Raw genomic sequence first — 23,924 nt, forward strand, 5'->3', positions numbered from 1 at the left:
TATCTAAGCTTCTGTCTTTGTAGCTGTGGCTTTTAGTTCTCTAACTTTAAAATCGCCACCGGCTGCTTTTATCTTTTCAAGAGCTGAACTGGAACACTTATCAGCTGAAACATGAATAGTTGAACCTAATTCACCTTTTCCAAGAATTTTTATCAATTTAGAGACATCACGAATTAAACCTTTCTCAAAAAGTAATTCCGGAGTGATTTCTCCACTTAAATTTTTGGAATTTAGATCAGATAAATTTACCGGTTGATAGTATTTGTGATTTTTTGAGGTAAAGCCCCTTTTAGGTAGCCTTCTGTGCAAAGGCATCTGCCCACCTTCAAAACCTCTGGGAATCCCGGTAGCTCTTGCTTTTTGTCCTTTTTGACCACGAGAAGAAGTTTTTCCACATCCCGAACTAGTTCCCCGTCCTACTCGAACTTTATCTTTCTTGGAACCTTCCGGAGAGTGTATATGAAAAAAAAGAGGTTCAGCACTCTTCTTCTTTTCTTTCTCTTTACCAAAAACTTCGGCCTGTTTATTTCTTTCTCTTCTTTCTACTTCTGCTGACATTTCAGCCCGCCTTCTCTACTTTCAATAAGTATTTAACTTGATTAACCATCCCCTTAACCTGGGGATTCATTTTATGCACCCTGGAACTTCCTGTTTTTCTCAAACCCAGAGCAGCCAGAGTTTTTTTATGGATTGGATTTATTCCGATCGAACTTTTAATTTGTGTTATCTTAATTTCTTCCATATATGAATCACCTGTATACTTATCTATTCTTCGTGCCCAAAAAGCTTATTTAAGGAAATGCCCCTCTTTTTAGCAGCAGTTACAGGGGTTTCAAGTTTTTTAAGAGCTTCATAGGTTGCTTTCACAATATTTAAGGGATTTGAAGAACCATATGTTTTAGAGAGAACATCCTGAACGCCAGCTTTTTCTACTACTGAACGAACAGACTCTCCTGCAATAATTCCAGTTCCCGGTGTAGCAGGCTTTAAAAAGACCTTAGCAGATTTGAACTTTCCATGCACTTCATGAGGAATTGTATGTCCTAGAATGTTAATCTGGGTCATATTTTTCTTAGCTGATTCTATAGATTTCCGAATCGCATCCGGAACCTCATTAGCTTTTCCAAAACCGATCCCTACTCTATTTTTTGAATCTCCCACAACAGTTAAAGCATTAAAAGAGAAACGGCGTCCGCCTTTAACTACTTTCGCTACCCTGTCTATCTTTACTACTTTTTCAGAAAACTCTTTTTTCTCTTCTTCAAAAACCGACATATTAGAACTCCAATCCTACTTCTCTGGCTGCATCAGCAAAAGCAGCAATTTTACCATGATAAAGCATACCGGATCTATCCAGCATTACCTGCTTCACACCTTTTTCAATGGCCCTTTGAGCAATTATTTTTCCCATTTCTTCAGCTGCTTTTTTATTTTTTCTGGAGCCACCGGTTTCAGGAAAACTTTTTTCGTAAGATGTAGCATAAGCAAGAGTAACTCCCTGCTTGTCATCTACAACCTGGGCAATCAAATACTTATTAGTTTTGTTAAAAACAAGTCTCGGACGCTCACCAAAAGTTTTTAACTTATTTCTTACCCTGAAGGTTCTTTTTCTTGAGACTTCTTTCTTCTTTTCTCTATTTATCATGGCTTATTTCTTACCTGTTTTACCTGCTTTTCTTCTGATGTATTCATTAGAATACTTTATACCTTTCCCTTTATAAGGTTCTGGCATCCTGAAAGAACGAATATCTGCAGCTACCTGGCCAACCTGTTGTTTATCCGGTCCAAATATACGTATTTTATTAGCATCCTGAACTTCTATTTTGACCCCATCAGGTTCATGAAAAACAACTTCATGAGAGTAACCGAGGTTAAGAACAAGGTCTTTTCCTTTTTTTGCTGCTCTGTATCCAACACCAGTGATTTCAAGACGCTTCTCCCAGCCCTCAGAAACACCTTTAACACAATTATTAAAAAGAGCCCTAACTAATCCGTGTAGAGCTACAGTCTTCTGCTCTTCATTTTTGCGACTGAAGACCACTTTTTTTCCATCGACTTTCACTTCAATTCCTTCATACAAAGGAGTTACCAGGGTTCCTAATGGTCCTTTAACTTCAATAGCGGAAGCAGCCGGTTTTACCTCAACTTTTTCAGGTAATGTAACGGGGTTTTTACCGATTCTTGACATAGCCTTACATCATGTAGAATTAAGAAACTCTACAGATTACCTCCCCACCTATTTTTAATTTCATTGCCTTTTTACTGGTCATAATACCTTTAGAAGTAGATAATATGGAGATACCAAGATTATTTTTAATAGGCTTTACATTATCGGATTTAATATAAATCCTTCTTCCGGGTCTGGAAATTCTTTTAATTTCAGAAATAACCGGTGTTCTGCGTCCTACATATTTTAAAGTTATCTCATAATCAGTAAAGGATTTAACTTCTACAGGTTTATAGTCCTTAATAAACCCCTCATCTTTAAGAATACTCAAGATTTCTTGTTTAATTTTACTTCCACTGATTACACAGGTAGCATGTCCTGCTCTTCCTGCATTACGAATTCTGGTCAACATGTCTGCAATTGGATCTGATAAACTCATTCTTTCCTCTTCCTACCAGGATGCCTTGATTACACCGGGAACTTGCGCGGTGCTGGCAAGTTTTCTAAAACATAACCTGCACATATCAAACCTTCTGAGGTATCCGCGAGGACGGCCACAGAGGGGACACCTGTTGTATTCTCTAACTTTGAATTTTTTAGGTCTGAGATGCTTAGCTCTCATTGACTTCTTAGCCATTCGTTTTCCCTCTTAATTTTTTCTATATGGCATGCCAAGAGAAGCCAGTAAGTCGTATGCTTCCTTGTCTGATGCAGTGCTTGTAACGATGGTAATATTCATACCATGTACTTTAAAAATCTTATCAAACTGAATTTCGGGAAAAATAATCTGTTCTTTGATACTTAAATTATAATTCCCTCTTCCATCAAAACCTTTTGGGCTTACGCCTTTAAAGTCACGAACCCTGGGAAGGGCAATATTGATGAATCTGTCTAAAAACTCATACATAATAGTTCCACGAAGAGTCACCATACATCCAATGTTCATCCCTTCACGAAGCTTAAAGCCAGCTATTGACTTTTTGGCTTTCGTCTTTACAGGTTTTTGACCTGTAATTAAAGCCAGAGTTTCAAGAGCAGAGTCCATTGCCTTCGGGTTTGTGTGTCCCTCTCCAATTCCCACATTAATTATAATTTTCTCAAGGCGGGGAACTTGCATTTTAGACTTAAAAGAATACTTCTTCTCTAATTCAGAGACAACTTCGTCGCGGTATTTCCTCTTTAACCTAGATTCCATTCTTAAATTTCCCTCTCATTAGATTTAGGGCGTGTCACTCTGACTTTACCTTTTGCCATTTCCTTGGAGCCCAGGCGAACACCTTTCTTTTCTTTTGAATCATAGAACTGAACATTAGAAATATGAATCGGACGCTCAATTTCCATAGCTCCACCCTGAGGATTCTCCTGAGTCGGACGAACAAACTTACGAATTCTGTTGATTCCGGTTACGATTACTCGGTCTCTCTTTTTGTCAACAGCGAGTATTTTACCTTTCTTTCCTTTGTCCTTACCTGCAATGCAGATAACCTCATCTTCCGGTTTAAGCTTAATTTTTTTAAACTTCGTGTAAGCTGAACCTCTGTAAGTTAGCTTTTTACCCATCTTATAATACCTCTGGAGCAAGTGAAATGATTTTCATATATTTTTTATCGCGCAGTTCCCGTGCTACAGGCCCAAAAATCCTGGTTCCCTTCGGGTTACCTTTATCGTCAATAATAGCGACAGCGTTATCATCAAAACGAATATATGTTCCATCTTCTCTTCTGATTTCTTTCTTAGTACGAACCACAACCGCACGTTGAACGGCCTTGTTGTGAACCTTTTTCCCTGAACCGTCTCTCAAGCCATATGCTGGCTGTGAAGATTTTACAGCAACGATAATTTCGTCGCCAACAGTTGCATATCTTTTCTTACTCCCACCGAGCACTTTGATACACATAACTTTTTTGACGCCGGAATTATCGGCAACCTGTAGAATAGTTTCCTGCTGAATCATTTTATTTCGCTCTCTCTACAATTTTTAAGAGTGTATGTCTTTTTTCCTTAGAAAGTGGACGAGAATCCTGAGCGATGATAATATCACCTTCTTTGCACTCATTCTTCTCATCATGAACTTTTACCCTTTTACTGTGTCTGGTAATCTTTTTAAACTTAGGATGGTTCCTTCTAGTTTCTACCAGTATAACGACAGTTTTATCCATTTTATCGGATACTACTTTTCCCTGAATTGTTTTCTTCTTATTAGCGGGTTTTTCCATACTTTTTATTCCTCTTCAGGACTCAAGCTTTATTTATTAGCTTTTTTCCTTTCGTTCTTCACAGTTTGGAGTAATGCAATTTTTTTTCTCAAATCCCTCAGGATTTTCGTGTTTTCAAGAGCTCGATTCACAACTACCTCAAAACGTTTTTCCCTGAGTTGTTTATAAGAATCTTCTAATTGTGTTTCTATCTCAGAATCACTCAGTTCATGTGCTTTAATCTTCTTCTTCATACCAGTGTTCTCTTTATAAATTTGGTTTGAATGGGCAACTTGTAAGAAGCAAGATTCAGAGCTGTTTTTGCATCTTCTTCACTTACTCCAGACATTTCAAAAAGAATCCTTCCCGGTCTGATTTCTGCAACCCAGAACTCAGGACTTCCTTTTCCTTTCCCCATCCTGGTTTCAGCAGGTTTCTTAGTAATCGGGATATGAGGAAAAATACGAATCCATAATTTCCCCCCTCTTTTTACCCTTCTATTAATAGAAATACGAGCAGCTTCAATTTGCCTGGCAGTCAGTCTTCCTGAAGTAGTAGCCATTAAGCCATATTCGCCAAATGCTACATAGTTGCCTGTTTCATCATTTCCTTTCAGGCGCCCTCTTTGCCTTTTACGGTATTTAACTCTTTTAGGTGATAACATAATCTATACCAATCCGTTTTCTGTTCTTAGCTGGTTTTTCTTTTTACAGTGTACTTATCTTCCACTTCTTCTTTGGAACTTGGAAAATGATCACCTGAATAAGTCCAAACTTTCACTCCAATTTGTCCAAATGTCGTTTTGGCTTCTTTAAAACCAAGATCTATTTTAGCACGAAGAGTATGAAGTGGAACTCTTCCATCCATATAATTCTCGGTTCTTGCCATATCAGCACCATTCAATCTTCCGGAAATAGAAATTTTGATTCCTTCTACTCCACCACGCATTGCCCTTCTAAGCTCAGACTTCATTACTCGTCTAAAAGGCATACGTTGCTCGATCTGAGTAGCAATGGTTTCGGCAATCGCTTGAGCAACCGTTTCCGGCTTTTTCACTTCTATTATGTTTATGTTAATTGGTTTTTCAGAAAGTGGTTTTATTGAATTTTTCACACTTTCGATGTTCGCACCTTTATGACCAATAACAACACCCGGTTTGGCAGTATGCAAATTTACATTGATTTTTTCCGGAAACCTTTCAACGACTATTTTTACTACTGCAGCACTTTTAAACTTGCTATTTAAGAATTTTTTGATTTTAAGATCTTCATGCAAATTCTTTTTATAGTCTTCTTTGGCGAACCAGATAGAGTCCCAGGTTCTTGTTATTTTAATTCTCAAGCCGATTGGATTTACTTTTTGACCCATGTATATTTCCTGCCTTATTAGTCTGAAAGAACAACTGTGATGTGGCTCAGTTTTTTCTGAATCCTGGAAGCACGTCCTCTTGCTCTGGGACGAAACCTTTTCATAGAAGGGCCTTCGTCCACATAGATCTTTTTAACATAGAGTCTGGCAAGATCCACATTTTCATCCAGGTATTCAGCATTTGCAGCAGCTGAATTTACAAGCTTAAGTATGTCGGCTGCTATTCTTTTTTTAGTAAACTTTAAAATATCAACGGCTTCTAAGTAGTCATATCCCCTGATCTCATTCGCGACGAGTCTTGCTTTTCTTGGAGACACTCTTATATGCCTGGCTATTGCTTTAGCTTCCATATTATCTTCTCATCACTCCCTATTTCTTAAGCTTTTTATCCTGGCTGGTATGGCCTCTATAATTTCTGGTGGGAGCAAATTCTCCCAGCTTATGACCTACCATGTTATCGTTGATATACACAGGTATAAACTTATTTCCATTGTGAATCATCACAGTATGCCCGACCATATCAGGAAAAATTGTACTTCTTCTTGACCAGGTTTTAAAGGGTTTCTTAGTGTTCTCTGCATTGTATTTGGTGATCTTCTTCATCAGGTGATCATCAATAAACGGGCCTTTTTTTAAACTTCTAGCCATAATTAGTTCCCTCTACTCCTATTACGCTTTCTTCCCTGAAGGATGAATTTACTACTGGTTTTTGACTTTTTCCTGGTCTTATAACCTTTTGTCGGAACACCTGTTGGACTCACCGGGTGACGGCCTCCGGAGGTTCTACCTTCCCCACCACCATGCGGGTGATCGATAGGGTTCATTACCACCCCTCTTACTTTCGGACGTCTACCAAGCCAACGACTCTTTCCGGCTTTACCTATACTTACAAGGTTCCAGTCTTTATTTCCAATAACCCCGACAGTTGCATAACATTCTTTACGAATTTTGCGAATTTCACCGGATGGAAGCTTGATACTTACATAATCTCCGTCTCTACCGGAGATAACGGCATATGTTCCGGCAGCTCTGGCAAGCTGTCCTCCCCTACCAATTTGAAGCTCGATATTATGGATGTTAGTTCCCGGAGGGATCATATCCAGAGGCATTGCATTTCCAAGTTTTATCTCTGATTTCAGACCGGATTGAACTACATCACCTACTTTTAAGCCTTCCGGAGATAAAATATAAGAATAAACACCATCGGCATAACAGATTAAAGCCACATTGGCACTTCTGTTCGGATCATATTCGATTGCTTTTACGGTAGCCTGAATATCAGTTTTTCTTCTTTTAAAATCAATAATTCTGTATTTTCTTTTAACTCTTCCACCTCTACGGCGAACAGAGATTTTTCCATCATGGCCTCTACCGGCTTTATAATTTAAAACCTCAACAAGAGACTTATGAGGTTTATCTGCTGTAATCTCAGAAAAATCAAGGGTAGATTTGAATCTGGTAGAAGAAGTAGTTGGTTTAAACTTACGAATACCCATTTACATTATGCTCCTTTGGTAAGTTGCAATTCAGCACCGTTATTGAAAGTTACTATAGCTTTCTTCCAACGCGGGCCTCTCGTTGCAATGTTCCTGAATTTTTTATTCTTACCCCTGCAATTCACTATATTAACAGAGTCAGGTTTTATCTGGAACATTTTAAAAATAGCCTGTTTCACCATAATCTTATTAGCATCAGGATGAATACGAAAGGTATATTTTTTCATTCTCTTCTGGTTTGCTTCACCAATGGCTTCGGTTTGTTGACTTTTTTCAGTCAGCAATGGAGAGATAATCACATTCTCAAGATGCATTTTTATTCACCCCTTTATATTGCTCTATTATTTCATTCAGAGCACCTTCTGTAATAATTATATTATTGTTATATAATAAATCTCTACAGGCTATTCGTTTTGAATTGATATACTTCAAAGTAGGAATGTTTCTTGAGGAAACTTTTAAATGCTTACTTTCTCCGCTTATAACCAGGGCAAAAGCACCAGCATTTACTACTTCAAGATTTTTAAAAACGTTAAAAACTTTTTTTGTACTGAACTCTTCTATTTTCAAATCTTCGATAATTTTAATTCTCGAATCACTTGCTTTTTTATTCAGTATAGAGACAACTGCTTTGCGTTTAACGTTTCTTGATAATTTAATGGAATAGTCTCTTTTCTTAGGGCCGTGTACAATACCACCACCAGTCCAGTGCGGTGCTCTGCTGGAACCCTGTCTGGCACGACCGGTTCCTTTTTGAGCCCAGGGTTTTTTACCCCCACCACTCACTTCACTTCTATCTTTCGTTGAATGGTTTCCGCTTCTTAAATTGGCGTTTTCGGCCTTGATAGCGTCATATATAGCACCTTCACTCACGACGCTATTAAATATCGAAGGTGGAAGTTCTACTTCCCCAATCTGTTTTCCTTCTGCAGAATACTTCAGTGCTTTCATTTTTTCTTATACCCTTGCGTTTCTTTACCTATCCCTGTTTTGTGATAGTCACAATCGATCTATTTTGACCGGGGACAGAACCTGCTACGAGGATGATGTTCTTGTCCTCAATAATTTTCACTACTTTCAGATTACCAACTGTTCTTTTCACTCCCCCCATTCTACCGGGAAGTTTAATTCCTTTAAATACCCTGGATGGAGTTGAACAGGCTCCTATGGAACCCGGGTGTCTCTGGAATCTGGAGCCATGAGATTCGGGACCACCGCTGAATCCATGCTTCTTAACCACACCCTGAAAACCTTTCCCTTTTGTTACACCCGAAACTTTCACCTTATCAGAAATCGAAAATATATCAGAAGCTTTGATAACAGAACCGGCTTCCGGAGCGTTACCTTCAAACTTAAATTCTTTCAAATATCTTTTAGGGCTAATTCCACATTTACTTAAGTGTTGTTTTTCGGGGTAAGTGAGTAAAGATTCTCTCACATCTCCATAAGCAAGTTGTAATGCAGAGTAGCCATCTTTTTCAACAGTTTTAACCTGGGATACAGCACAGGGCCCTACCTCAAGTACAGTAACGGAAACCATTGCTCCGGTCTCATCATAAACGTGAGACATCCCAAGTTTTCTTCCGATTAAACCTTTACTCATCTACCTTACCTCAAGATTTTATGTCAACCGATACGCCTGCAGGTAGTTGCAGCTTCATAAGTGCTTCTACCGTATCTTCGTTTGTATCCAGTATGTCTATGAGCCTCTTATGAGTTCTCATTTCAAATTGCTCTCTTGATTTCTTATTCACATGTGGAGAACGCAAAACAGTAAATCTCTCTATCTTAGTAGGTAGAGGAATAGGACCGGAGACAGTTGCCCCAGTCCTTTTAGCTGTTTGGACGATCTCATGGGTTGATTGGTCAATCAACCTGTGATCAAAAGAACGAAGTTTTACTCTAATTCTTTGTCCTGCCATGCCCGTCTTACTCAATTATATCCGCAACTACACCGGAACCGATGGTTTTTCCACCTTCACGGATAGCGAATTTAAGCCCTTTATCCATTGCTATTTTATGAATTAATTCAACAGTAACAGATACGTTATCTCCAGGCATAACCATTTCTACACCCTGTGGAAGTAATACTTCACCGGTAATGTCAGTAGTTCTAAAATAGAACTGCGGACGATACTTATTAAAGAAAGGTTTATGACGTCCACCCTCTTCTTTAGTAAGAACGTATACCTCAGCAGTAAACTTCTTGTGCGGAGTAATAGAACCTGGCTTCGCCAGAACCTGACCTCTTTCGATATCTTCTTTTTTAACACCACGAAGAAGAGCACCGATGTTATCCCCAGCTTCTGCTTGATCCAGAAGTTTACGGAACATCTCGATACCTGTAACAACAGATTTTGAAGTCTGGTCTTTAATACCAACGATTTCAATTTCTTCGTTCAGTTTTAAGATACCTGTTTCCACACGACCTGTAGCTACAGTTCCACGACCTGTAATAGAGAAAACGTCTTCTACCGGCATAAGGAAAGGTTTATCAGTAATCCTTTTGGGAGTTGGAACATAACTGTCAACAGCTTCCATAAGCTTAATTACTGCTTTCACTCCAAGCTCAGAATCGTCTCCTTCGAGAGCTTTCAGAGCAGAACCATGAATGATAGGAATTTCAGGCTCTCCTGCTTTCGGGAATCCGTAAGACTTTAATAAGTCGCGAATCTCTTCTGTAACGAGTTCGATCATTTCTTCTCTTTCATCGTCACCTAACTGATCTGCTTTGTTTAAGAACACAACGATATACGGAACACCTACCTGTCTTGCAAGAAGGATGTGCTCTTTAGTCTGGGGCATAGCTCCATCGGGTGCAGATACAACAAGTATCGCAGCATCCATCTGAGCAGCTCCGGTAATCATGTTTTTTACATAGTCAGCGTGTCCCGGACAGTCTACGTGTGCGTAGTGCCTGTTAGGAGTTTCATACTCCTGGTGAGAAGTTGCAATGGTAATCCCTCTCTCTCTTTCTTCAGGAGCGTTATCAATCTGGTCATATGCAACAGCTTTGTTTTTACCGCCGTATGCTTTTGCCAGTGTTGTTGTAATAGCAGCTGTCAGAGTGGTCTTTCCATGGTCCACGTGACCTATTGTACCAATATTTAAGTGTGGCTTACTTCTATCAAATTTTTCTTTTGCCATCTAAAAAAAATCTCCTTACATCTAAACAAGAATTCTTAAAGAATCTTTAAATTAAACATAACTAAAGTTCTTTGAATCGAATCGGGTAACCATGGATACAGTTCCCTTACCTTTTGTCATGTTTCTTAGAATGCTTGCGAAGCCAAGCATCTTTTCTGCAGGAGCTTCGCCTTTAATATAGGAAACGTGGTCTGATGCAGAATCCACTTCCGTTATTTTCGCTGAACAAATCTGAACTCCGGCCAACACCTGCCCCAAAAATTCCTCCGGTGCCAGAATTTCAAAAAGAGTAATAGGACCTACCTGAACCGTGCCACTTTTAAGAAGTTGTTTCACACCACTTATCACTGCAATCTTAAGTAAACTCAACCTGTGCTCACTCAGAATTTCCGGTTCTGTATAGGAAATTACTCTCAGTCTAAGTCCTAATATCCCATGGCCATAAAGACCACTGAATAGCCCCTCGTTAAATCCAGCTTCTACAGAAGAACATAGTTCCTCAGAGAGATTTACATCAAAAATAACCGACCTGTTAAAATCAAGTGTTTTTTCAAAAATAACCTCTAAAACTCCACTTTTATCCCTTCCACCGTAAATGGAGTGCTCCAGATTTAAGGATGTTTTTGCAATGTTTTCTATAAGCTCGTATCTGACAACCTTTAAATTGCCATAAGAAAAAGTTTTCCCTACAAATTGACTTAAACGGTTCAAAGAAACCTCTATATGCAACTCTCCACACCCCCATAGCTCCACCTGACCGGTTGCATCCTCTATCTTATAACGCAAACCATGATCTTCCCAAAGCAGACTATCCAGTCCCTCCAAAAGTTTTTCTCTGTATTCTTCTCTCAAAGGCTCCAGAACTACAGCAAACTGTCGGGATTCATCCTCACCTAATAGCTCTTTATTTAAAGTTTCAGGCTTTTTATATAAATAATCCCCGATGCGGGCATGGGACAGATTCTGGCTTATCACGACAGAACCTTCCGGATACTCATCCAGCCAGACTTCCCCCGAAAGTCCCGGCATTCGAATATCCTCCAGAAAAAAAGCGCGTTTATACAAAAAAGCTTCCGATCCCTTTTTTACAGTTTTATACAGTCGAATATAAGAAATCTTCCCGTATTCCGGATGAATCTGCTTTTTAAAAATACATCCGAGCTTATTTTCAGCGTAAAAAACTTCTTTGCACTTCACATATTTTAAGAAGCTTAAAAATTCTCTTATCCCGAGGCCCTGCTTCGCACTTCCTGCAAATACCGGTATGAATTTTGATATATAAAACCCTTCAATCAGGCCCTTATAAGCAAATTCTTCCAATTTTTCTGGGTTTTCGAGGTATTTCTCACTTAGTTCCTCACTCCATTCTAAAAAGGGAATCAGGACACTTTCCGGAGTGTTTTCTTTTCCATAAGTATGATTCATTACATCCCCTTCCTCCGTCCTGTAAAATAGCGATAAAAGAGGTTTTTGAAAAAAAGAACGTATATTATCCGGGATCATTTCGAAGGTGGGAAATAAATCCACCTTATTTATGAATAGAATATAGGGGATTTGGATTGCATTTAATTTTTGCAGAATGAGTTCTGTCTGGGATTTTATACCTGAAATGAGATCGATTAAAACAATGGCCAGATCCACTACCGGCATAGAGTCATCTACCTGCACATGAAAATCAATATGCCCCGGCGTATCTACAAGATTTACATAACTCCCTCCAACAGGAAAACTAACAACCGAGGCCAAAATAGAAATTCCCCTGCGAATTTCTTCGGGAAGAACATCACTTTCCGTTGTTCCATCTTCTATACTTCCCGGTGCATAGATCTGACCGGCTTCGTAGAGAATCCTTTCTGTAAAGGTAGTTTTTCCGGCATCGATATGCGCAAAAATGCCTATGTTTATTACAGATTTCATATAGATTTTAACCGTGGAGATTATGACAGTCCCATACAGGCGAACATTTCTGCATTCTTTTTTTCTAAAGAACTGCATCACTTTTTTTAATTAAGACTAGTAATCTTACTAGTAATTGAAAATTTTCTTCTTGTAAAAGGATATTTATACATTACTTGATAGTTAATCCTTATAGTATATAAGGAATTTAAAAATTAGGAGAACACACTTATGAAAAAATATATTAGATTTTTATTATATTCTATTCAAAATCACAAACGAAAGATCTTGCTTTTAATGATACTTCTATTGTCCTTGCCTACATTTTCAGCCCCACCAGGAAATGAGTATTCTATAAAAATAACAAACCCGGAAACCTTAAAAAAACTTAGCTTCTACAATTATGAAATGAGTATTCGACAGGCATGCGATGCCAGGGTAATTACCGGGATAGAATTAATAGCAGATGGAGAGTCTGTCCATAAAATTACTCATAACGATAGTCGTTCTAGAGTGAAAGTCTCAGGTAATAACCCAGGACCCTATAAAATCATAACGGATCGTTGCCGAAAGCATCCCCAAATTGCACATACTGATAAACGAGATTTACTCAGTAGTGTAGTAATAAGTTTCCATAAAGGTGCAGATGTTTATCCCTGTGGAACTTTCGAAGTTGAAGAAATTATGAGACAGAAAGGATCGGAAGTAAAATATCATGGAAGCACAAAACATTATACAGTAAAAATGGAATACAATCGTAGTTGTGCATCTATGCCAAATGCCACTTCAGGTTCCGTTTGTTTTTACCGCGACAAGAATTTTAAAGGAAAGAGTGACTGCCTTCTTTCAAGAAATGGAGCTAATGTAGAACAACGATCTTTTTCCTTTGAACCAAGTTCGATTGATATCCCTAAAGGTTGCACTGCTTTCGTATGCAATAAAAAAGATTTTGGAGGGATTTGCACAACTTTCAATCCCCAGTCTTCAAGCATGAACCAGTTAAGTAAAAATACACAAAATAATAAAAAGAACTGGAACGATGAAATTAAATCGGCTCGTGTAAGCTGTAGATAGAATAAGAAAATAAAGACAAAATAGGATAAAAAGGTGAAGAAAAAACTTCACCTTTTTATTAAAGATCCCCAACATGTACGCGTTTTTACTACCAGTTCTGATTAGGAATCTCCCCATAGTGAGGATATATAACCTTGTATACTTTACAAAGATATCATAATTTTTTAAGTATTTCTAATAAACTCAACCATAAGCTCAGCCAACTCGTTTCCCTTATCTTCCTGTGAGAAATGGCCGGCATCCTGAATAATGATGTGTTTCATACCTTTCGTACCGGGAACTTTACGTTTAAAAATAATCTCTCCTTTACTGGTAACCGGGTCTTTATTGCTAAATGCTGTAAGAAAAGGTTTCCTCCACTCAGAAAGAACCTTCCATGCTTCCACATTTTTCTTTCCTTCCGGGTCTTCTTCTTCCACAGGAACCAGCACAGGGAATTGTCTGGCTCCCTCCTTATATGCCTCGGAAGGAAAAGGTGCCACATAAGCTTTCATAGCTCCGGAAGATAAGGTCTTCACACATCCTCCCTGAATAATCTTTCCTATTGGTAAACGCTTCACTTTTTGTGAAAAATTTCTCCAATCCAAGAAGCCCTGACTCGGCTTCCCCTCTCCAGTCGGCAAAAATGTATTGGAAGCCATAACGCGCGAGAAGCGCTCTGAATTTAAGGCAACAAGACGTAGGCCCAAAAGCCCACCCCAGTCCTGACAAAAAAGATTGATTCTATCCAGGCTTAACTTATCAATAAAAATTTGTAACCAATCCATATGAGCCTGATAGGTATAATCCTCCCGCCTAAGAGGCTTATCCGATTTACCAAAACCTATTAAATCGGGAGCGATTACTCGGAAACCGGCAGAAGCCAACACAGGAATCATGTGCCTGTATAAGTAAGACCAGGAAGGTTCACCATGTAATAAAAGAACGGTTTCTCCACTCATATTTCCTTCCTCTACATAGTGCATACGCATACCATCCCCACTAACTTCCAGATAATGAGGAGGAAAAGGATAATCTTCCAAATCTTGAAACTCTTGTTCCGGGGTTCTTAAATATTCCATTATATACTCCTATTTTGTATTCAAAATCAACATATTGGTAGTAGCAGTAGCCATGAGTCTTCCTTTTTTATCATAACATTCAGCTGCCATATTCATTGTGCTAAATCCCCTTACAATAAGCTTTCCTTCAATCGTTATAGTTTCTCCTACAGGTATGGGTCGAATATAATTCACACTCATATCCAGAGTTGTAACCGGCCTGGCTGCAATCAAATAGCTTAAAGGACCGAAAACACAATCAAAGGCTGTTGCAATCATCCCTCCCTGCATGTTCATCATAGGATTTGCATACCATTCTTTTACCGGAAATTCCACTTTCAAAGATTTCTTCCTTTCATAAGCAATAAATCTGGCATCCATTTCCCGAAAAATTTTGGGTGGAATTTCAATAAACACTTTTCCTGTAAGCTTGGAAAAATCATCACTCATCTTCTTATTCAACATTTCATGAACATCCACAAGTAACTCCTTATAAACTTGTATACAATTTACTTGTATACAAGATATTTAGCAAAAAATTTAAATCTTTAAAAAGAAATTCCTTATATTCTTTTCTTCTTCCCGGCTAAAAGCTTGCAAAAACTCAATATTGGCTTGATACGTTTCTTGATATAACTTATCTGCCAGTTTCTTACCTTTTTTGCTTAAACAGACCAGAATCGCCCTTCTGTCATCCGGATTCGGTTTTCGTTCAACTATCCCGGAACTCTCAAGCCTGTCTATAATGCCGGTAAGAGTAGCACTATCCAACATAGCTTTTCGACCCAACTCTACAGATGCTATATTATCCTCTTTATTTAAAAAGTTGATAACCATTGCCTGGGGAGGAGTTATTTTATACTTCCGTATCCGTTTATGAAAAAACTTCAAAGCAGAGCGCTGTGCTCTGGTAATTTGAAAAAATATACAATCTTCAGGTCCTAACATTTAAAATACTCGTCTACAAAATACTTGCATACAAGCATTTTAATAAAACAGGAATAAAAATCAAACACTTTTTGGCGAACCCGAAGGTTCGCTTATAATTTTTCTGCTTCTTAAAAAACGTCCGGATAAAATAAACTTAATAAACAGGACTCAACCAGTGGCGATATTTCTCTTCTCGGTTATTGACAATATTAAAAAACAAAGACTGTAGCTCAGAAGTAACTTTTCCGCAGATAGCATCCCCAACTTCCCTCTGGTCAATCTCTTTCACCCAGGCCACCTGCACACCTGTTCCGGAAAGAAAAACCTCATCAGAAGTATATAACTCACTGCGAATAACATCCCGCTCTCTTACTTTAATATTTCTATCTTCAGCTAATTGCATGATAGAACGTCTTGTAATCCCTTCCAACACAGATGCACTCAGACCCGGTGTTACAAGTTCTCCATTTTTAACAAGAAAAAGGTTGGCCGCAGATGCCTCAGAAACCATCCCGCGAGTATCCAAAAAGATAGCATCATCATACCCTTCCTGGGCCGCTTCCGATTTAGCCAGTGCCGAGTTTACATAACCTCCGGAAGCTTTTGAAATAGTAGGTATTAGGTTATCGCTTAATCTTCTCCAGCTCGATACCTTCAGGCGAAGCCCCTTCTGGGTATCCAGGTAATCATCTAACTGGATGATATAAATCGCAATCTCGGTAGGCACAATTTTAAACCTTGGAGACAATTCAAGAGCAGAAGTATACACAATCGGTCGAATATAGATATTTTCCCTACACTCACACTTTCTAACAAGATCCAGGGTTATTTCAACCAGCTCTTCCGGGCTTTTTTTAAAATTTAGCTGCATAATTTTTGTAGAATTAATGAGCCTTTTATAATGTTCCAGGATACGGAAAATGTATAGATTATCATAATCAGGATTGTAATATCCCCTGATTCCACCAAAAACGGCCGTTCCGTATTGAAAAGCATGGGTTTGAATGCTTATTTTAGCGTCTTCAGTCGGAACTATTTTACCCTCAAAATAGGAAAAGCGTTTATATTTATTCTCCATTTCAGAAACTAAGTGTTTTTATAGGGAAAAAAAGAAAAGGACTATTCTATTTAAAAATCTGTATTTTTTATTAGAGGTCTTTTTCTTTTCTAAAAAAAAATCCTCTTGAAATAATTTTTTCTTTCATACTATTATCTTTTTGGGATAAAGAAATCAGATGAAGAAAATATACAGGGTACTTCTTGTAGAAGATGATTTTGCTTCTGCAAAAGTTGTAATACACACTCTTAATAAATATAATTTTGAAGTTACTCACGCTATAGAAGGAAATTCTGCTCTAAATTTTATAGATTCTGAAAGTTACGACTTACTCATTTCAGATATTATGATGCCGGGAATAGACGGTTTCCAAATGTTAGAAAAAGCCGGTGATAAACTAAAGAATACTCCGAAAATCATGCTCACCGCCGTTGGTGATAGGCAGAAAGTTCAAAAGGCAGCACAATTTAATGTTCAGATGTTTCTCCTGAAACCCATTTCTTCCAACAAAATTGTAGAAAAAGTCAGAGAGGTTTTACGGCTTGATGAGAGTGACCTGGTAAATAAAAAATCATTTCCTTTCAAAATGGATGTGAAAGTGATTGATAAAAAAACCTTACAGATTACTCTTTCCGGTGTTCCGGAAGTAGATTTTTCAAAAGAGCTTTTCAGGGAAGTAGAAAGGGTGATACAGGCAGGCAATCATAACCAAATTGAGACTATTCGAATTTTAGTAAATACCGAAGTTGCTCTACACAAGCAAACGGCTACTTATCTCGAATACGCGATAGAACCAATTAAAAAACTAACCTCGGTTAGCCCGGAAAAAATCAACTGTTATGGAGGATTTTTTAGAGAACTCACTGAAGAACTATTTTCCGGCTTGAAAAGTTTAAACCAGTGTAACATACAATATAAATAAGAAACAATGAAAAAGATCTATAAGGTTTTACTCGCAGAAGATGATCCCATTTCCGCTAAACTGGTGAAGCATACCCTCGGAAGATACAATTTCAAGGTTGAGCATGTGGAAGATGGTCGAATGGCACTCGGCAAAGTCAAGCTATACCAGTATGATCTTGCCATAATCGATATCATGATGCCGATTATGGATGGGCAGATGTTTGTAGAAAAAGGCAATGATGAATTAAAAAAAGCCGGAACAAAAGTCATAATGCTTACGGCTTTAAGCAATAAAGAAAATGTTTTAAGAGCTGCTACAAATAATGTAGACCTCTACCTTTTAAAACCCATCACCCAAAAAGTTCTTTTTGAAAAAATTAGGGAAACAATGGGACTGGAAGAAGAAGATTTAATAGATAAGAAAGAATTTCCCTTTCAAGTTCGAATTCAAGGTCGCTCCGAATATGAAATAGAAATTTTATTCAGCGGGATTCCTATTGATGAAATTACCGACGAAGTCTTTAATGCTTATTCTGCCCATTTTAATCACTTTTTTACACAGATTCCGAGCAGTGTAGAGATTAAAGTCCCCGAAGACTTTTACTATTGTTCGGATGCACTAAAATATCTGGAATCGGCAATTGACGAACTGACGAAAAAAGCCCGGCTTAAACTTTCTAATGTGGTTTTTTCAGGTGACTTTTTTGCTTATTATAAAAGAACGGATATAGCGGCATTACCAAACCTTTCAGCCTGTAAAGTTCTTTTCCCAAAGAAGAAGGATTCCTAGCTGGGGTTTAATTCGCGGAGGTTTTAACATTGGTTACTATCAAAATAGATGGTGTAGAATACCAGGTTGATGAAAAAAAGAATTTAATTGATGCGACGAAAGAAGTCGGAGTTGAAATTCCCTACTTTTGTTACCATCCTGCATTACGAATTGTGGGAATGTGCCGGATGTGCCTCATTCAGATTGAAGGTGTTCCCCGTTTACAGGCGGCCTGCAATACACCGGTAAAAGAAGGTCTGTCCATCATTACCAAAAGTGACAGGGTAAAAGAAGCCAGACAGGGTACCATGGAATTTATTCTGGCCAACCACCCTCTGGATTGTCCGGTCTGTGATAAAGCCGGAGAATGCGACCTTCAAGATAATGCTTTTAACTCAGGACAATCTGCTTCTCGTTTTTCCTTTCCCAAAAGGGAAGTTCCACAGGAAGAAATTGGAGATAACCTGATTATTAACCATAATCGCTGTATCATTTGTTACCGTTGTGTGAGGTTTGAAGAAGAAAAAGTAGGAGAATCCAACCTCGGTCTTTTTGAAAGAGGCTATCACTCCCTTATAGGCCTTGCAAAAGAAGAGAAAATAAAGCATAATTATCAGGGTGCCCTTTCCGATCTTTGCCCAACGGGTGCCTTATTAACTAAGAAAAATCTGTTTAAATCCAGAGTCTGGTGGTTTAAAAAAGCTAAATCGGTATGCCACGGTTGCAGCACCGGTTGTAATATTGAAACCAATGTTCGTGATAATAAAATGTATCGTTATATTCCAAGAGAAAACCCGGCAGAAGGTATGTATTTTCTCTGCGATACAGGTCGTTTCGATCTGGATTGGTTAAATGAAAATCGTCTGAATTCTTATTTTGTAAAAGGGGAATCCGGAGAAAGTTCTTATGTGGTTTCTGAGCTTACTGAAAAATTAAAAGCCGCCAAACAGGTTGCTTTAATTGGAGGAGGCCACGAATCGAATGAAAACCTTTTAAAGATAAAAGAAGAACTTCAAAAAATTGCAAAAAATGTGATTCTTGAAGCACGAGTTGATGATTCCCAGTATAAACCTGTAGAGCAGGTAGATTTTCTGCTTACAACTGACAGACACCCCAATACCAGAGGAGCAACAGATGCAGGCTTCATCTATGATAAAGGCCTTGATGGTATCATTCAGGACTTTAACAGCGGTAAAATCGAATTGCTATTTGTCCTAAAGGAAGAAATTCCAGCAGACCTAAAAGGGAAAGGCACTATTGTAGTACTGCATACGAACCTAACAGATTCTGTTAAAAAAGCCCAGTTTGCAGTTCCAATCAAGGCATTTACCGAACAGGCAGGAAGCTTTACCAATAAAAAAGGTTTAAAACAAGATTTCGAAATGGCAATGATTCCTCTACAGGGCCTTCCCTCTTCTTCCGAGTTTTTTACACGTCTAAGAAGAGAAAGCATGATGAAACAGGAGGCTGGCGTTGGCAACGGTTAATGTAGTGAATGTAGCAAAAAAACATCAATTTAAGTGGTACCAGAGAAGTTATTTTTATTCTCTTCTGGTTGGTTTAAATATCACTATAAAACATTTCTTTCGCACCCTTATAGGAAAGGAATATACTCTTGAATATCCGGAGAAAAAAAGAAAATACTCTTCACGTTACAGAGGAATGCATTCTTTAAAAAGGGACGAGAAAGGCAGAGAGCGCTGTACATCCTGTTTTTGTTGTATGTGGATCTGTCCGGCAGATGCCATAACCATTGAAGCCGCCGCCGTTCCCCCGGAAAGACAACACCTTCATCCGGAAGATAAGTATGCAAAACGTTTTGAAATAGATCTTTTACGCTGCATCTTTTGCGGTCTTTGTGAAGAAGCCTGTCCGAAAGGGGCCATTTATCTCGATGGTCCGGGAGAACTTGCAGCCGATAACCGTCAGGATCTCATTCTTACCAAGGAAAGGATGACTGAAAAATTCGGAGGACCTATCATAGGCAGAAGAATATAAATACTAAAGATAAATGATTTTTCAGAAATATCAGTTTTTTCTTAAGGCGGGGTCATTGGGTCTCGCCTTATTTATATTCTGGGCTCTTTCTTTTTCTCCTACTACTCTATACTCCTGGGAAAAAAGGATTTTTGCTACCGACTATGGTGAAATCATCATCGAAAACCTTAAAACAGCTCCATTTCCACATGAGACTCGTGAAAGTGGTTATACCTACAGAGGACAATTTTTCAGCAAAGAAAAGCATTATAACGATAACTCTGTTTTTATATTCATTCCCAAACAAATGGATAAAGTATCTGATATAAACTTTGTCTTCTATTTTCATGGTTGGAATGATAGTCTTGTAATGATTCCTCCCAAGTATAAAATCATCTCCCAGTTTGCTGCCAGTCACCGAGATGCTATCCTCGTCATTCCCCAGGGGCCTCTCAATGCTCCCGATTCTTCAGGAGGAAAATTGGAAGATGTAGATGGTTTTAAGGAATTTGTAGATGAACTCCTTTTGAAACTATATGAAAAGAATAAAATTCAATCCAAAAGAGTAGGTTCCATTGTTTTAAGCGGACACAGTGGAGGATTTCGTGTAATGTCTTATATTTTGTTACATGGAGGCTATGCCAGAAAAATTAAAGAAGTATATCTCTTCGATGGTCTTTATTCCCAATTAGAGAAATTCGTCTATTGGATCAACTATTACGAAGGAAAGTTCATCAATGTTTTTACCCGAAACGAGTATACTCTCGAAAATAGTCTACGATTAATTGAAGATTTTGATGGATGGAATATTCCCTACTTACTAAAAGATGAAGAAGGTCTCACCAAGGAAGACCTTCTTAAAAACCGTGTTTTCTTTATATTTACTGAAAAAGACCATAACGAGGTGATGCATGATAGCTTTAAAAAGTTTCTCTATTATAGTTGCCTGCCAAAATTAAAACCTTCACAGGGTAAGTAAAAAAATAGCTAAGCCCTCTTTTTAGCGAGCCAGCGATGGCCCACCTACGATTAAAAAATAAAACTCCTTTTTCAGCTTTTCAAAAAAAGCTTTTCTTTTCTTATCCCTTAACCTATACCTGAGCTTATGAAAAAAGATCTGCAAATATCTCTCTCTGTTCTGGGCTTGCTCTGGCTGGTATATATAATTGATCTCATTCTTCCCCTGCCTTTAAATAGTCTCGGGATTATACCGAGAACGTTTCGAGGAATCTTTGGAATTCCCTTATCTCCCCTACTCCATTCAGGCCTATCCCATCTCATCTCCAATAGCGTTCCCATCTTTATCCTGAGCCTACTCTTACTTTCTACCTATCGCAAAATGGCTATGAAGGTTTATATCTCCGTTATTTTTCTCGGAGGCTTGTTGGTCTGGATATTCGCAAGGGGAGGAAATCATATTGGAGCCAGCGGATTAATCTATGGACTGGCCGGTTTTCTTGTTACCTGCGGAATTTTATTTAAAAATCTTAGGGCACTTTTCATTGCTCTCATTACCATACTTCTCTATGGAGGTCTAATCTGGGGAGTTTTGCCGGGTGTTTTTAACAGTCACATTTCCTGGGAAGCCCACCTTTTTGGTGCCATAGCAGGAATTTTTACTGCTTATGCTTATAAGAAAAACTTCCTGTAAATAATGCTTAAAATCCCCACTTTTTTTCTTCCACTCGTTCTTTTGGAGCCGGATAATCCACGGCTCCTGCTTGTTTTAGAAGCTGAATAATCTCGACACGATTCTTATCTTTTGCAAACATCAGGGCCGTTTTTTTATAAACATCTTTCTGGTTTACACTGGCTCCTGATTCAATAAGCTTCTTTACTATATCTGTATACCCCTCAAAGGCAGACCACATTAAAACAGTATTACCATATTCATTAGCAGTATCCGGATTGGCTCCATCTTTTAATGCCTGTATAACTCCCTCATAATCAGCAAGCCTTACACTTTGCATTAAAAACTCATCAGCATTAGAGTTGTGAGAAGATTCCTGCTTTTTTTCCGGTATTTTATTTATGGGTCGATCCTCTTCTTTGGGTATATTGACAACTGGCTTTACCTCTTTGGTTTTACAGTAAGAGAAAAATAAAATCAGAAATAAAACAAAATATTTCATTGTGACCTCTTATTCAGGAGTATTATTAAAAAACAAATGTTTTGTAAGCTGTTTTTCCTCAATATTAAAAAAGAAATGAATCAGAGAATACGAGCCGCTCGTATTTGGTGTGTGAGCCGCTCGTATTTGGTGTGTGAGCCGCTCGTATTTGGTGTGTGAGCCGCTCGTATTTGGTGTGTGAGCCGCTCGTATTTGGTGTGTGAGCCACTCGTATTTGCTGTGTGAGCCGCTTGTATTTACTGTGTAATTCTCTGTTGGAATCAAAAAGTAAGTATAAAAGTATATATAAAATCCTTTACATCTCCGTTCAAACAGAAAGCCTGTACGCCATGTTGCGGTATAGTATATATGGAAGCATTCTTCTCCTTTTTATATTCATTCTGTATTTGCTTTTTTCTACAGAAAAAGGTTTAACTATAAAACCCATTCCAGCGGAAAATCGTAGTCTTGACTATGCCAACTTAGCCGAAGAAGCAGCCCTGGATTTACAAAAATACATTCAAATTCAAACTGTTCGCGGACAAGAAAGAGAAGCTGCTCTTTTCCTGAAAGCTATTCTGGAAAAAGAAGGTATCACTGTTCGACTTTTTGAATACCCCAACAAACCGGAACGAGTAAATCTGATAGCAGAAATCAAAGGAACTGAAGAAAAAGGAGGGCTTATTCTATCCAATCACATGGATGTAGTAGAAGCCGTACGTTCTGAATGGTCTTTTGAGCCTTTTGAAGGTTTTCGCCAGGGAGACAGGATCTTTGGTAGGGGAGCTATTGATATGAAGGGACTCGGAATCATGCAATTATATGCTTTTATCCTGGTAAAAAAAATGAATTTACCCCTGAAATATAACCTGATGTTTTTGGCCCTGGCCGACGAAGAAACCCGCTCTCAACACGGAGCCCGCTTTCTATTGAGCGAATATCCGGATCTCTTTAAAGGGTATGAATTCATGCATAATGAAGGAGGAAGTGGAACTAAAGATGTCATCCTAAAAGGAAGTGAAATATTCAATATTCAGTATGCAGAAAAAGGAATCATCTGGTTAGAAGCCTATTCCGAAGGTGAATCCGGTCATGGAAGCACACCTCACCTACAGTATGCAGCAAAAGATATGCTAAACTTTTTAACTGAAATACAGAATGTGGAAACAGAATTTACGATCAGTGATGTAACCGCTTCCTTCTTCTATCAGATGGGAACCATAAGTCCCTTCCCGGCTTCTTTCGTTCTGAAACGAAATCGAAATTTTTTCTTAAAACCTTTACTTGATTCCCAAATTCAAAAAAATCGCCATCTTCAGGCAATGACAAAGAATACCATCAGCATCACCGGAATTAATACATACCCTAAAGGAATCAATGTAATTACTCCCCAGACCAAAGCCATGCTGGATATTCGAATTTTACCGGGAGTAAAACCGGAAGAATATTATAAAAAGCTGGAAAAAATAGCTAAAAAATATAAAATAAGACTTAAGGCATTACACATGGAAGCAGCTACAGTTTCAGCTATTGATTCAAAATTCTTCAAAGTTCTTGCAGAAACAGTCAGCACTGTAGTACCTAAAGTTCTGGTAACACCTTTCATGTCACCGGCCACCACCGATTCCTCATATTTTCGGAATATTGGAATTAAATGCTATGGTTTAATTCCTGCACTTTTAAACGATAAAGAAATAGACGGAATTCATGGAAAAGATGAGAGTATTCGGGTAGAACATCTAAAAACCGGAATCCAAATTCTTTTTGAATCGATTGTAAATTATAATAAATAGG

36 protein-coding genes are annotated in these 23,924 nt (G+C 38.3%); 8 read left to right on the forward strand and 28 right to left on the reverse strand.

The window, feature by feature from the left end:
* Nucleotides 1-3: 3 nt before the first annotated feature.
* The 23 genes from rplO to H7A25_18900 are packed head-to-tail and all read right to left on the reverse strand — an operon-like array spanning nucleotide 4 to nucleotide 12,290.
* The gene (gene rplO / locus H7A25_18790) at nucleotides 4-558 is read right to left on the reverse strand and encodes a 50S ribosomal protein L15 (protein ID MCP5501956.1); all 555 of its coding nucleotides are present in this window, start codon (nucleotides 556-558) and stop codon (nucleotides 4-6) included.
* A gap of 1 nt (nucleotide 559) precedes the next feature.
* Complete coding sequence (rpmD, locus tag H7A25_18795) at nucleotides 560-742, reverse strand: 50S ribosomal protein L30 (GenBank protein ID MCP5501957.1); 183 nt, start codon at nucleotides 740-742, stop codon at nucleotides 560-562.
* Between the two features lie 23 nt (nucleotides 743-765).
* Nucleotides 766-1,275, reverse strand: coding sequence for a 30S ribosomal protein S5 (gene rpsE, locus H7A25_18800; protein MCP5501958.1), 510 nt, complete (start codon nucleotides 1,273-1,275; stop codon nucleotides 766-768).
* 1 nt (nucleotide 1,276) lies between these two features.
* Complete coding sequence (locus tag H7A25_18805; protein MCP5501959.1) at nucleotides 1,277-1,645, reverse strand: 50S ribosomal protein L18; 369 nt, start codon at nucleotides 1,643-1,645, stop codon at nucleotides 1,277-1,279.
* Nucleotides 1,646-1,648: 3 nt separating this feature from the next.
* Nucleotides 1,649-2,188 carry a 50S ribosomal protein L6 gene (gene rplF / locus H7A25_18810; protein ID MCP5501960.1) on the reverse strand — a complete coding sequence of 180 codons (540 nt, stop codon included), beginning with the start codon at nucleotides 2,186-2,188 and terminating at the stop codon, nucleotides 1,649-1,651.
* Between the two features lie 19 nt (nucleotides 2,189-2,207).
* Nucleotides 2,208-2,606: a 30S ribosomal protein S8 gene (gene rpsH, locus H7A25_18815; protein ID MCP5501961.1), complete on the reverse strand. Its 399-nt coding sequence runs from the start codon at nucleotides 2,604-2,606 to the stop codon at nucleotides 2,208-2,210.
* A 12-nt stretch (nucleotides 2,607-2,618) separates the two neighbouring features.
* Nucleotides 2,619-2,804, reverse strand: a complete 186-nt coding sequence (locus H7A25_18820) for a type Z 30S ribosomal protein S14 (GenBank protein ID MCP5501962.1) — start codon at nucleotides 2,802-2,804, stop codon at nucleotides 2,619-2,621.
* Nucleotides 2,805-2,816: 12 nt separating this feature from the next.
* A complete protein-coding gene (rplE, locus tag H7A25_18825) occupies nucleotides 2,817-3,362 on the reverse strand; it encodes a 50S ribosomal protein L5 (protein ID MCP5501963.1) in 546 nt (181 codons plus the stop codon).
* A 2-nt stretch (nucleotides 3,363-3,364) separates the two neighbouring features.
* Nucleotides 3,365-3,727, reverse strand: a complete 363-nt coding sequence (gene rplX, locus H7A25_18830) for a 50S ribosomal protein L24 (protein MCP5501964.1) — start codon at nucleotides 3,725-3,727, stop codon at nucleotides 3,365-3,367.
* Nucleotide 3,728: 1 nt separating this feature from the next.
* Nucleotides 3,729-4,121 carry a 50S ribosomal protein L14 gene (gene rplN / locus H7A25_18835; protein ID MCP5501965.1) on the reverse strand — a complete coding sequence of 131 codons (393 nt, stop codon included), beginning with the start codon at nucleotides 4,119-4,121 and terminating at the stop codon, nucleotides 3,729-3,731.
* A gap of 1 nt (nucleotide 4,122) precedes the next feature.
* Entirely contained in the window at nucleotides 4,123-4,383 is a 261-nt protein-coding gene (gene rpsQ / locus H7A25_18840) for a 30S ribosomal protein S17 (GenBank protein MCP5501966.1), read from the reverse strand.
* Between the two features lie 29 nt (nucleotides 4,384-4,412).
* Complete coding sequence (gene rpmC, locus H7A25_18845) at nucleotides 4,413-4,616, reverse strand: 50S ribosomal protein L29 (GenBank protein ID MCP5501967.1); 204 nt, start codon at nucleotides 4,614-4,616, stop codon at nucleotides 4,413-4,415.
* Complete coding sequence (gene rplP / locus H7A25_18850; protein MCP5501968.1) at nucleotides 4,613-5,026, reverse strand: 50S ribosomal protein L16; 414 nt, start codon at nucleotides 5,024-5,026, stop codon at nucleotides 4,613-4,615. The genes rpmC and rplP overlap by 4 nt, the downstream gene beginning before the upstream one ends.
* A gap of 26 nt (nucleotides 5,027-5,052) precedes the next feature.
* Nucleotides 5,053-5,730 (reverse strand): 30S ribosomal protein S3, encoded by a 678-nt coding sequence (rpsC, locus tag H7A25_18855; GenBank protein ID MCP5501969.1) that lies wholly within the window; start codon nucleotides 5,728-5,730, stop codon nucleotides 5,053-5,055.
* 17 nt (nucleotides 5,731-5,747) lie between these two features.
* Complete coding sequence (rplV, locus tag H7A25_18860; GenBank protein MCP5501970.1) at nucleotides 5,748-6,080, reverse strand: 50S ribosomal protein L22; 333 nt, start codon at nucleotides 6,078-6,080, stop codon at nucleotides 5,748-5,750.
* Nucleotides 6,081-6,099: 19 nt separating this feature from the next.
* Nucleotides 6,100-6,378 (reverse strand): 30S ribosomal protein S19, encoded by a 279-nt coding sequence (gene rpsS / locus H7A25_18865; protein MCP5501971.1) that lies wholly within the window; start codon nucleotides 6,376-6,378, stop codon nucleotides 6,100-6,102.
* 2 nt (nucleotides 6,379-6,380) lie between these two features.
* Complete coding sequence (rplB, locus tag H7A25_18870; GenBank protein ID MCP5501972.1) at nucleotides 6,381-7,226, reverse strand: 50S ribosomal protein L2; 846 nt, start codon at nucleotides 7,224-7,226, stop codon at nucleotides 6,381-6,383.
* Between the two features lie 5 nt (nucleotides 7,227-7,231).
* The gene (rplW, locus tag H7A25_18875) at nucleotides 7,232-7,540 is read right to left on the reverse strand and encodes a 50S ribosomal protein L23 (GenBank protein MCP5501973.1); all 309 of its coding nucleotides are present in this window, start codon (nucleotides 7,538-7,540) and stop codon (nucleotides 7,232-7,234) included.
* On the reverse strand, nucleotides 7,530-8,177 hold the full coding sequence (gene rplD / locus H7A25_18880) for a 50S ribosomal protein L4 (protein ID MCP5501974.1): 648 nt from the start codon (nucleotides 8,175-8,177) through the stop codon (nucleotides 7,530-7,532). The genes rplW and rplD overlap by 11 nt, the downstream gene beginning before the upstream one ends.
* Nucleotides 8,178-8,205: 28 nt before the next feature.
* The gene (gene rplC, locus H7A25_18885) at nucleotides 8,206-8,829 is read right to left on the reverse strand and encodes a 50S ribosomal protein L3 (GenBank protein MCP5501975.1); all 624 of its coding nucleotides are present in this window, start codon (nucleotides 8,827-8,829) and stop codon (nucleotides 8,206-8,208) included.
* 10 nt (nucleotides 8,830-8,839) lie between these two features.
* Nucleotides 8,840-9,148, reverse strand: a complete 309-nt coding sequence (gene rpsJ, locus H7A25_18890) for a 30S ribosomal protein S10 (protein MCP5501976.1) — start codon at nucleotides 9,146-9,148, stop codon at nucleotides 8,840-8,842.
* 7 nt (nucleotides 9,149-9,155) lie between these two features.
* Nucleotides 9,156-10,373 carry an elongation factor Tu gene (tuf, locus tag H7A25_18895; protein MCP5501977.1) on the reverse strand — a complete coding sequence of 406 codons (1,218 nt, stop codon included), beginning with the start codon at nucleotides 10,371-10,373 and terminating at the stop codon, nucleotides 9,156-9,158.
* A gap of 51 nt (nucleotides 10,374-10,424) precedes the next feature.
* Nucleotides 10,425-12,290, reverse strand: a complete 1,866-nt coding sequence (locus tag H7A25_18900) for a GTP-binding protein (protein MCP5501978.1) — start codon at nucleotides 12,288-12,290, stop codon at nucleotides 10,425-10,427.
* Nucleotides 12,291-12,500: 210 nt separating this feature from the next.
* On the opposite strand from H7A25_18900, the gene H7A25_18905 reads away from it, so the two are divergent.
* Entirely contained in the window at nucleotides 12,501-13,343 is an 843-nt protein-coding gene (locus H7A25_18905; protein ID MCP5501979.1) for a hypothetical protein, read from the forward strand.
* 164 nt (nucleotides 13,344-13,507) lie between these two features.
* Here the strand turns inward: H7A25_18905 and H7A25_18910 are convergent, their stop codons facing one another.
* The 4 genes from H7A25_18910 to H7A25_18925 all read right to left on the reverse strand — a co-directional run bounded on the left by H7A25_18910 (nucleotide 13,508) and on the right by H7A25_18925 (nucleotide 16,391).
* Entirely contained in the window at nucleotides 13,508-14,404 is an 897-nt protein-coding gene (locus tag H7A25_18910) for a haloalkane dehalogenase (protein ID MCP5501980.1), read from the reverse strand.
* A gap of 9 nt (nucleotides 14,405-14,413) precedes the next feature.
* Nucleotides 14,414-14,863 carry a PaaI family thioesterase gene (locus H7A25_18915; protein MCP5501981.1) on the reverse strand — a complete coding sequence of 150 codons (450 nt, stop codon included), beginning with the start codon at nucleotides 14,861-14,863 and terminating at the stop codon, nucleotides 14,414-14,416.
* Nucleotides 14,864-14,923: 60 nt separating this feature from the next.
* Nucleotides 14,924-15,331, reverse strand: a complete 408-nt coding sequence (locus H7A25_18920; protein MCP5501982.1) for a MarR family transcriptional regulator — start codon at nucleotides 15,329-15,331, stop codon at nucleotides 14,924-14,926.
* Nucleotides 15,332-15,467: 136 nt separating this feature from the next.
* The gene (locus H7A25_18925; protein MCP5501983.1) at nucleotides 15,468-16,391 is read right to left on the reverse strand and encodes a branched-chain amino acid transaminase; all 924 of its coding nucleotides are present in this window, start codon (nucleotides 16,389-16,391) and stop codon (nucleotides 15,468-15,470) included.
* 157 nt (nucleotides 16,392-16,548) lie between these two features.
* On the opposite strand from H7A25_18925, the gene H7A25_18930 reads away from it, so the two are divergent.
* From H7A25_18930 to H7A25_18955, 6 genes are all read left to right on the forward strand, one after another.
* Nucleotides 16,549-17,292: a response regulator gene (locus H7A25_18930; GenBank protein MCP5501984.1), complete on the forward strand. Its 744-nt coding sequence runs from the start codon at nucleotides 16,549-16,551 to the stop codon at nucleotides 17,290-17,292.
* A gap of 6 nt (nucleotides 17,293-17,298) precedes the next feature.
* Nucleotides 17,299-18,063, forward strand: a complete 765-nt coding sequence (locus H7A25_18935) for a response regulator (protein MCP5501985.1) — start codon at nucleotides 17,299-17,301, stop codon at nucleotides 18,061-18,063.
* 29 nt (nucleotides 18,064-18,092) lie between these two features.
* Nucleotides 18,093-19,529, forward strand: a complete 1,437-nt coding sequence (locus tag H7A25_18940; GenBank protein ID MCP5501986.1) for a (2Fe-2S)-binding protein — start codon at nucleotides 18,093-18,095, stop codon at nucleotides 19,527-19,529.
* Complete coding sequence (locus tag H7A25_18945) at nucleotides 19,516-20,040, forward strand: NADH-quinone oxidoreductase subunit I (GenBank protein MCP5501987.1); 525 nt, start codon at nucleotides 19,516-19,518, stop codon at nucleotides 20,038-20,040. Before H7A25_18940 ends, H7A25_18945 begins: the two co-directional genes overlap by 14 nt.
* A 55-nt stretch (nucleotides 20,041-20,095) precedes the next feature.
* On the forward strand, nucleotides 20,096-20,998 hold the full coding sequence (locus H7A25_18950; GenBank protein MCP5501988.1) for a hypothetical protein: 903 nt from the start codon (nucleotides 20,096-20,098) through the stop codon (nucleotides 20,996-20,998).
* 174 nt (nucleotides 20,999-21,172) lie between these two features.
* Nucleotides 21,173-21,670 (forward strand): rhomboid family intramembrane serine protease, encoded by a 498-nt coding sequence (locus tag H7A25_18955; protein ID MCP5501989.1) that lies wholly within the window; start codon nucleotides 21,173-21,175, stop codon nucleotides 21,668-21,670.
* A gap of 7 nt (nucleotides 21,671-21,677) precedes the next feature.
* On the opposite strand, the gene H7A25_18960 is transcribed toward H7A25_18955, so the two are convergent.
* On the reverse strand, nucleotides 21,678-22,151 hold the full coding sequence (locus H7A25_18960) for an ankyrin repeat domain-containing protein (GenBank protein ID MCP5501990.1): 474 nt from the start codon (nucleotides 22,149-22,151) through the stop codon (nucleotides 21,678-21,680).
* Nucleotides 22,152-22,480: 329 nt separating this feature from the next.
* Here H7A25_18960 and H7A25_18965 point away from each other — a divergent pair, with 329 nt between their 5' ends.
* Nucleotides 22,481-23,923, forward strand: coding sequence for a M20/M25/M40 family metallo-hydrolase (locus H7A25_18965; protein ID MCP5501991.1), 1,443 nt, complete (start codon nucleotides 22,481-22,483; stop codon nucleotides 23,921-23,923).
* The last annotated feature ends 1 nt before the right edge of the window (nucleotide 23,924 follow it).

The organism is Leptospiraceae bacterium (assembly GCA_024233835.1).
Taxonomy (GTDB): Bacteria; Spirochaetota; Leptospiria; order Leptospirales; family Leptospiraceae; genus JACKPC01.

Excerpts from the sequence above, each read along its gene's own strand:
- rplO (MCP5501956.1), bottom strand. The coding sequence starts at position 558 with ATGTCAGCAGAAGTAGAAAGAAGAGAAAGAAATAAACAGGCCGAAGTT.
- rpmD (MCP5501957.1), bottom strand. The coding sequence starts at position 742 with ATGGAAGAAATTAAGATAACACAAATTAAAAGTTCGATCGGAATAAAT.
- rpsE (MCP5501958.1), bottom strand. The coding sequence starts at position 1,275 with ATGTCGGTTTTTGAAGAAGAGAAAAAAGAGTTTTCTGAAAAAGTAGTA.
- H7A25_18805 (MCP5501959.1), bottom strand. The coding sequence starts at position 1,645 with ATGATAAATAGAGAAAAGAAGAAAGAAGTCTCAAGAAAAAGAACCTTC.
- rplF (MCP5501960.1), bottom strand. The coding sequence starts at position 2,188 with ATGTCAAGAATCGGTAAAAACCCCGTTACATTACCTGAAAAAGTTGAG.
- rpsH (MCP5501961.1), bottom strand. The coding sequence starts at position 2,606 with ATGAGTTTATCAGATCCAATTGCAGACATGTTGACCAGAATTCGTAAT.
- H7A25_18820 (MCP5501962.1), bottom strand. The coding sequence starts at position 2,804 with ATGGCTAAGAAGTCAATGAGAGCTAAGCATCTCAGACCTAAAAAATTC.
- rplE (MCP5501963.1), bottom strand. The coding sequence starts at position 3,362 with ATGGAATCTAGGTTAAAGAGGAAATACCGCGACGAAGTTGTCTCTGAA.
- rplX (MCP5501964.1), bottom strand. The coding sequence starts at position 3,727 with ATGGGTAAAAAGCTAACTTACAGAGGTTCAGCTTACACGAAGTTTAAA.
- rplN (MCP5501965.1), bottom strand. The coding sequence starts at position 4,121 with ATGATTCAGCAGGAAACTATTCTACAGGTTGCCGATAATTCCGGCGTC.
- rpsQ (MCP5501966.1), bottom strand. The coding sequence starts at position 4,383 with ATGGAAAAACCCGCTAATAAGAAGAAAACAATTCAGGGAAAAGTAGTA.
- rpmC (MCP5501967.1), bottom strand. The coding sequence starts at position 4,616 with ATGAAGAAGAAGATTAAAGCACATGAACTGAGTGATTCTGAGATAGAA.
- rplP (MCP5501968.1), bottom strand. The coding sequence starts at position 5,026 with ATGTTATCACCTAAAAGAGTTAAATACCGTAAAAGGCAAAGAGGGCGC.
- rpsC (MCP5501969.1), bottom strand. The coding sequence starts at position 5,730 with ATGGGTCAAAAAGTAAATCCAATCGGCTTGAGAATTAAAATAACAAGA.
- rplV (MCP5501970.1), bottom strand. The coding sequence starts at position 6,080 with ATGGAAGCTAAAGCAATAGCCAGGCATATAAGAGTGTCTCCAAGAAAA.
- rpsS (MCP5501971.1), bottom strand. The coding sequence starts at position 6,378 with ATGGCTAGAAGTTTAAAAAAAGGCCCGTTTATTGATGATCACCTGATG.
- rplB (MCP5501972.1), bottom strand. The coding sequence starts at position 7,226 with ATGGGTATTCGTAAGTTTAAACCAACTACTTCTTCTACCAGATTCAAA.
- rplW (MCP5501973.1), bottom strand. The coding sequence starts at position 7,540 with ATGCATCTTGAGAATGTGATTATCTCTCCATTGCTGACTGAAAAAAGT.
- rplD (MCP5501974.1), bottom strand. The coding sequence starts at position 8,177 with ATGAAAGCACTGAAGTATTCTGCAGAAGGAAAACAGATTGGGGAAGTA.
- rplC (MCP5501975.1), bottom strand. The coding sequence starts at position 8,829 with ATGAGTAAAGGTTTAATCGGAAGAAAACTTGGGATGTCTCACGTTTAT.
- rpsJ (MCP5501976.1), bottom strand. The coding sequence starts at position 9,148 with ATGGCAGGACAAAGAATTAGAGTAAAACTTCGTTCTTTTGATCACAGG.
- tuf (MCP5501977.1), bottom strand. The coding sequence starts at position 10,373 with ATGGCAAAAGAAAAATTTGATAGAAGTAAGCCACACTTAAATATTGGT.
- H7A25_18900 (MCP5501978.1), bottom strand. The coding sequence starts at position 12,290 with ATGAAATCTGTAATAAACATAGGCATTTTTGCGCATATCGATGCCGGA.
- H7A25_18905 (MCP5501979.1), top strand. The coding sequence starts at position 12,501 with ATGAAAAAATATATTAGATTTTTATTATATTCTATTCAAAATCACAAA.
- H7A25_18910 (MCP5501980.1), bottom strand. The coding sequence starts at position 14,404 with ATGGAATATTTAAGAACCCCGGAACAAGAGTTTCAAGATTTGGAAGAT.
- H7A25_18920 (MCP5501982.1), bottom strand. The coding sequence starts at position 15,331 with ATGTTAGGACCTGAAGATTGTATATTTTTTCAAATTACCAGAGCACAG.
- H7A25_18925 (MCP5501983.1), bottom strand. The coding sequence starts at position 16,391 with ATGGAGAATAAATATAAACGCTTTTCCTATTTTGAGGGTAAAATAGTT.
- H7A25_18930 (MCP5501984.1), top strand. The coding sequence starts at position 16,549 with ATGAAGAAAATATACAGGGTACTTCTTGTAGAAGATGATTTTGCTTCT.
- H7A25_18935 (MCP5501985.1), top strand. The coding sequence starts at position 17,299 with ATGAAAAAGATCTATAAGGTTTTACTCGCAGAAGATGATCCCATTTCC.
- H7A25_18960 (MCP5501990.1), bottom strand. The coding sequence starts at position 22,151 with ATGAAATATTTTGTTTTATTTCTGATTTTATTTTTCTCTTACTGTAAA.
- H7A25_18965 (MCP5501991.1), top strand. The coding sequence starts at position 22,481 with ATGTTGCGGTATAGTATATATGGAAGCATTCTTCTCCTTTTTATATTC.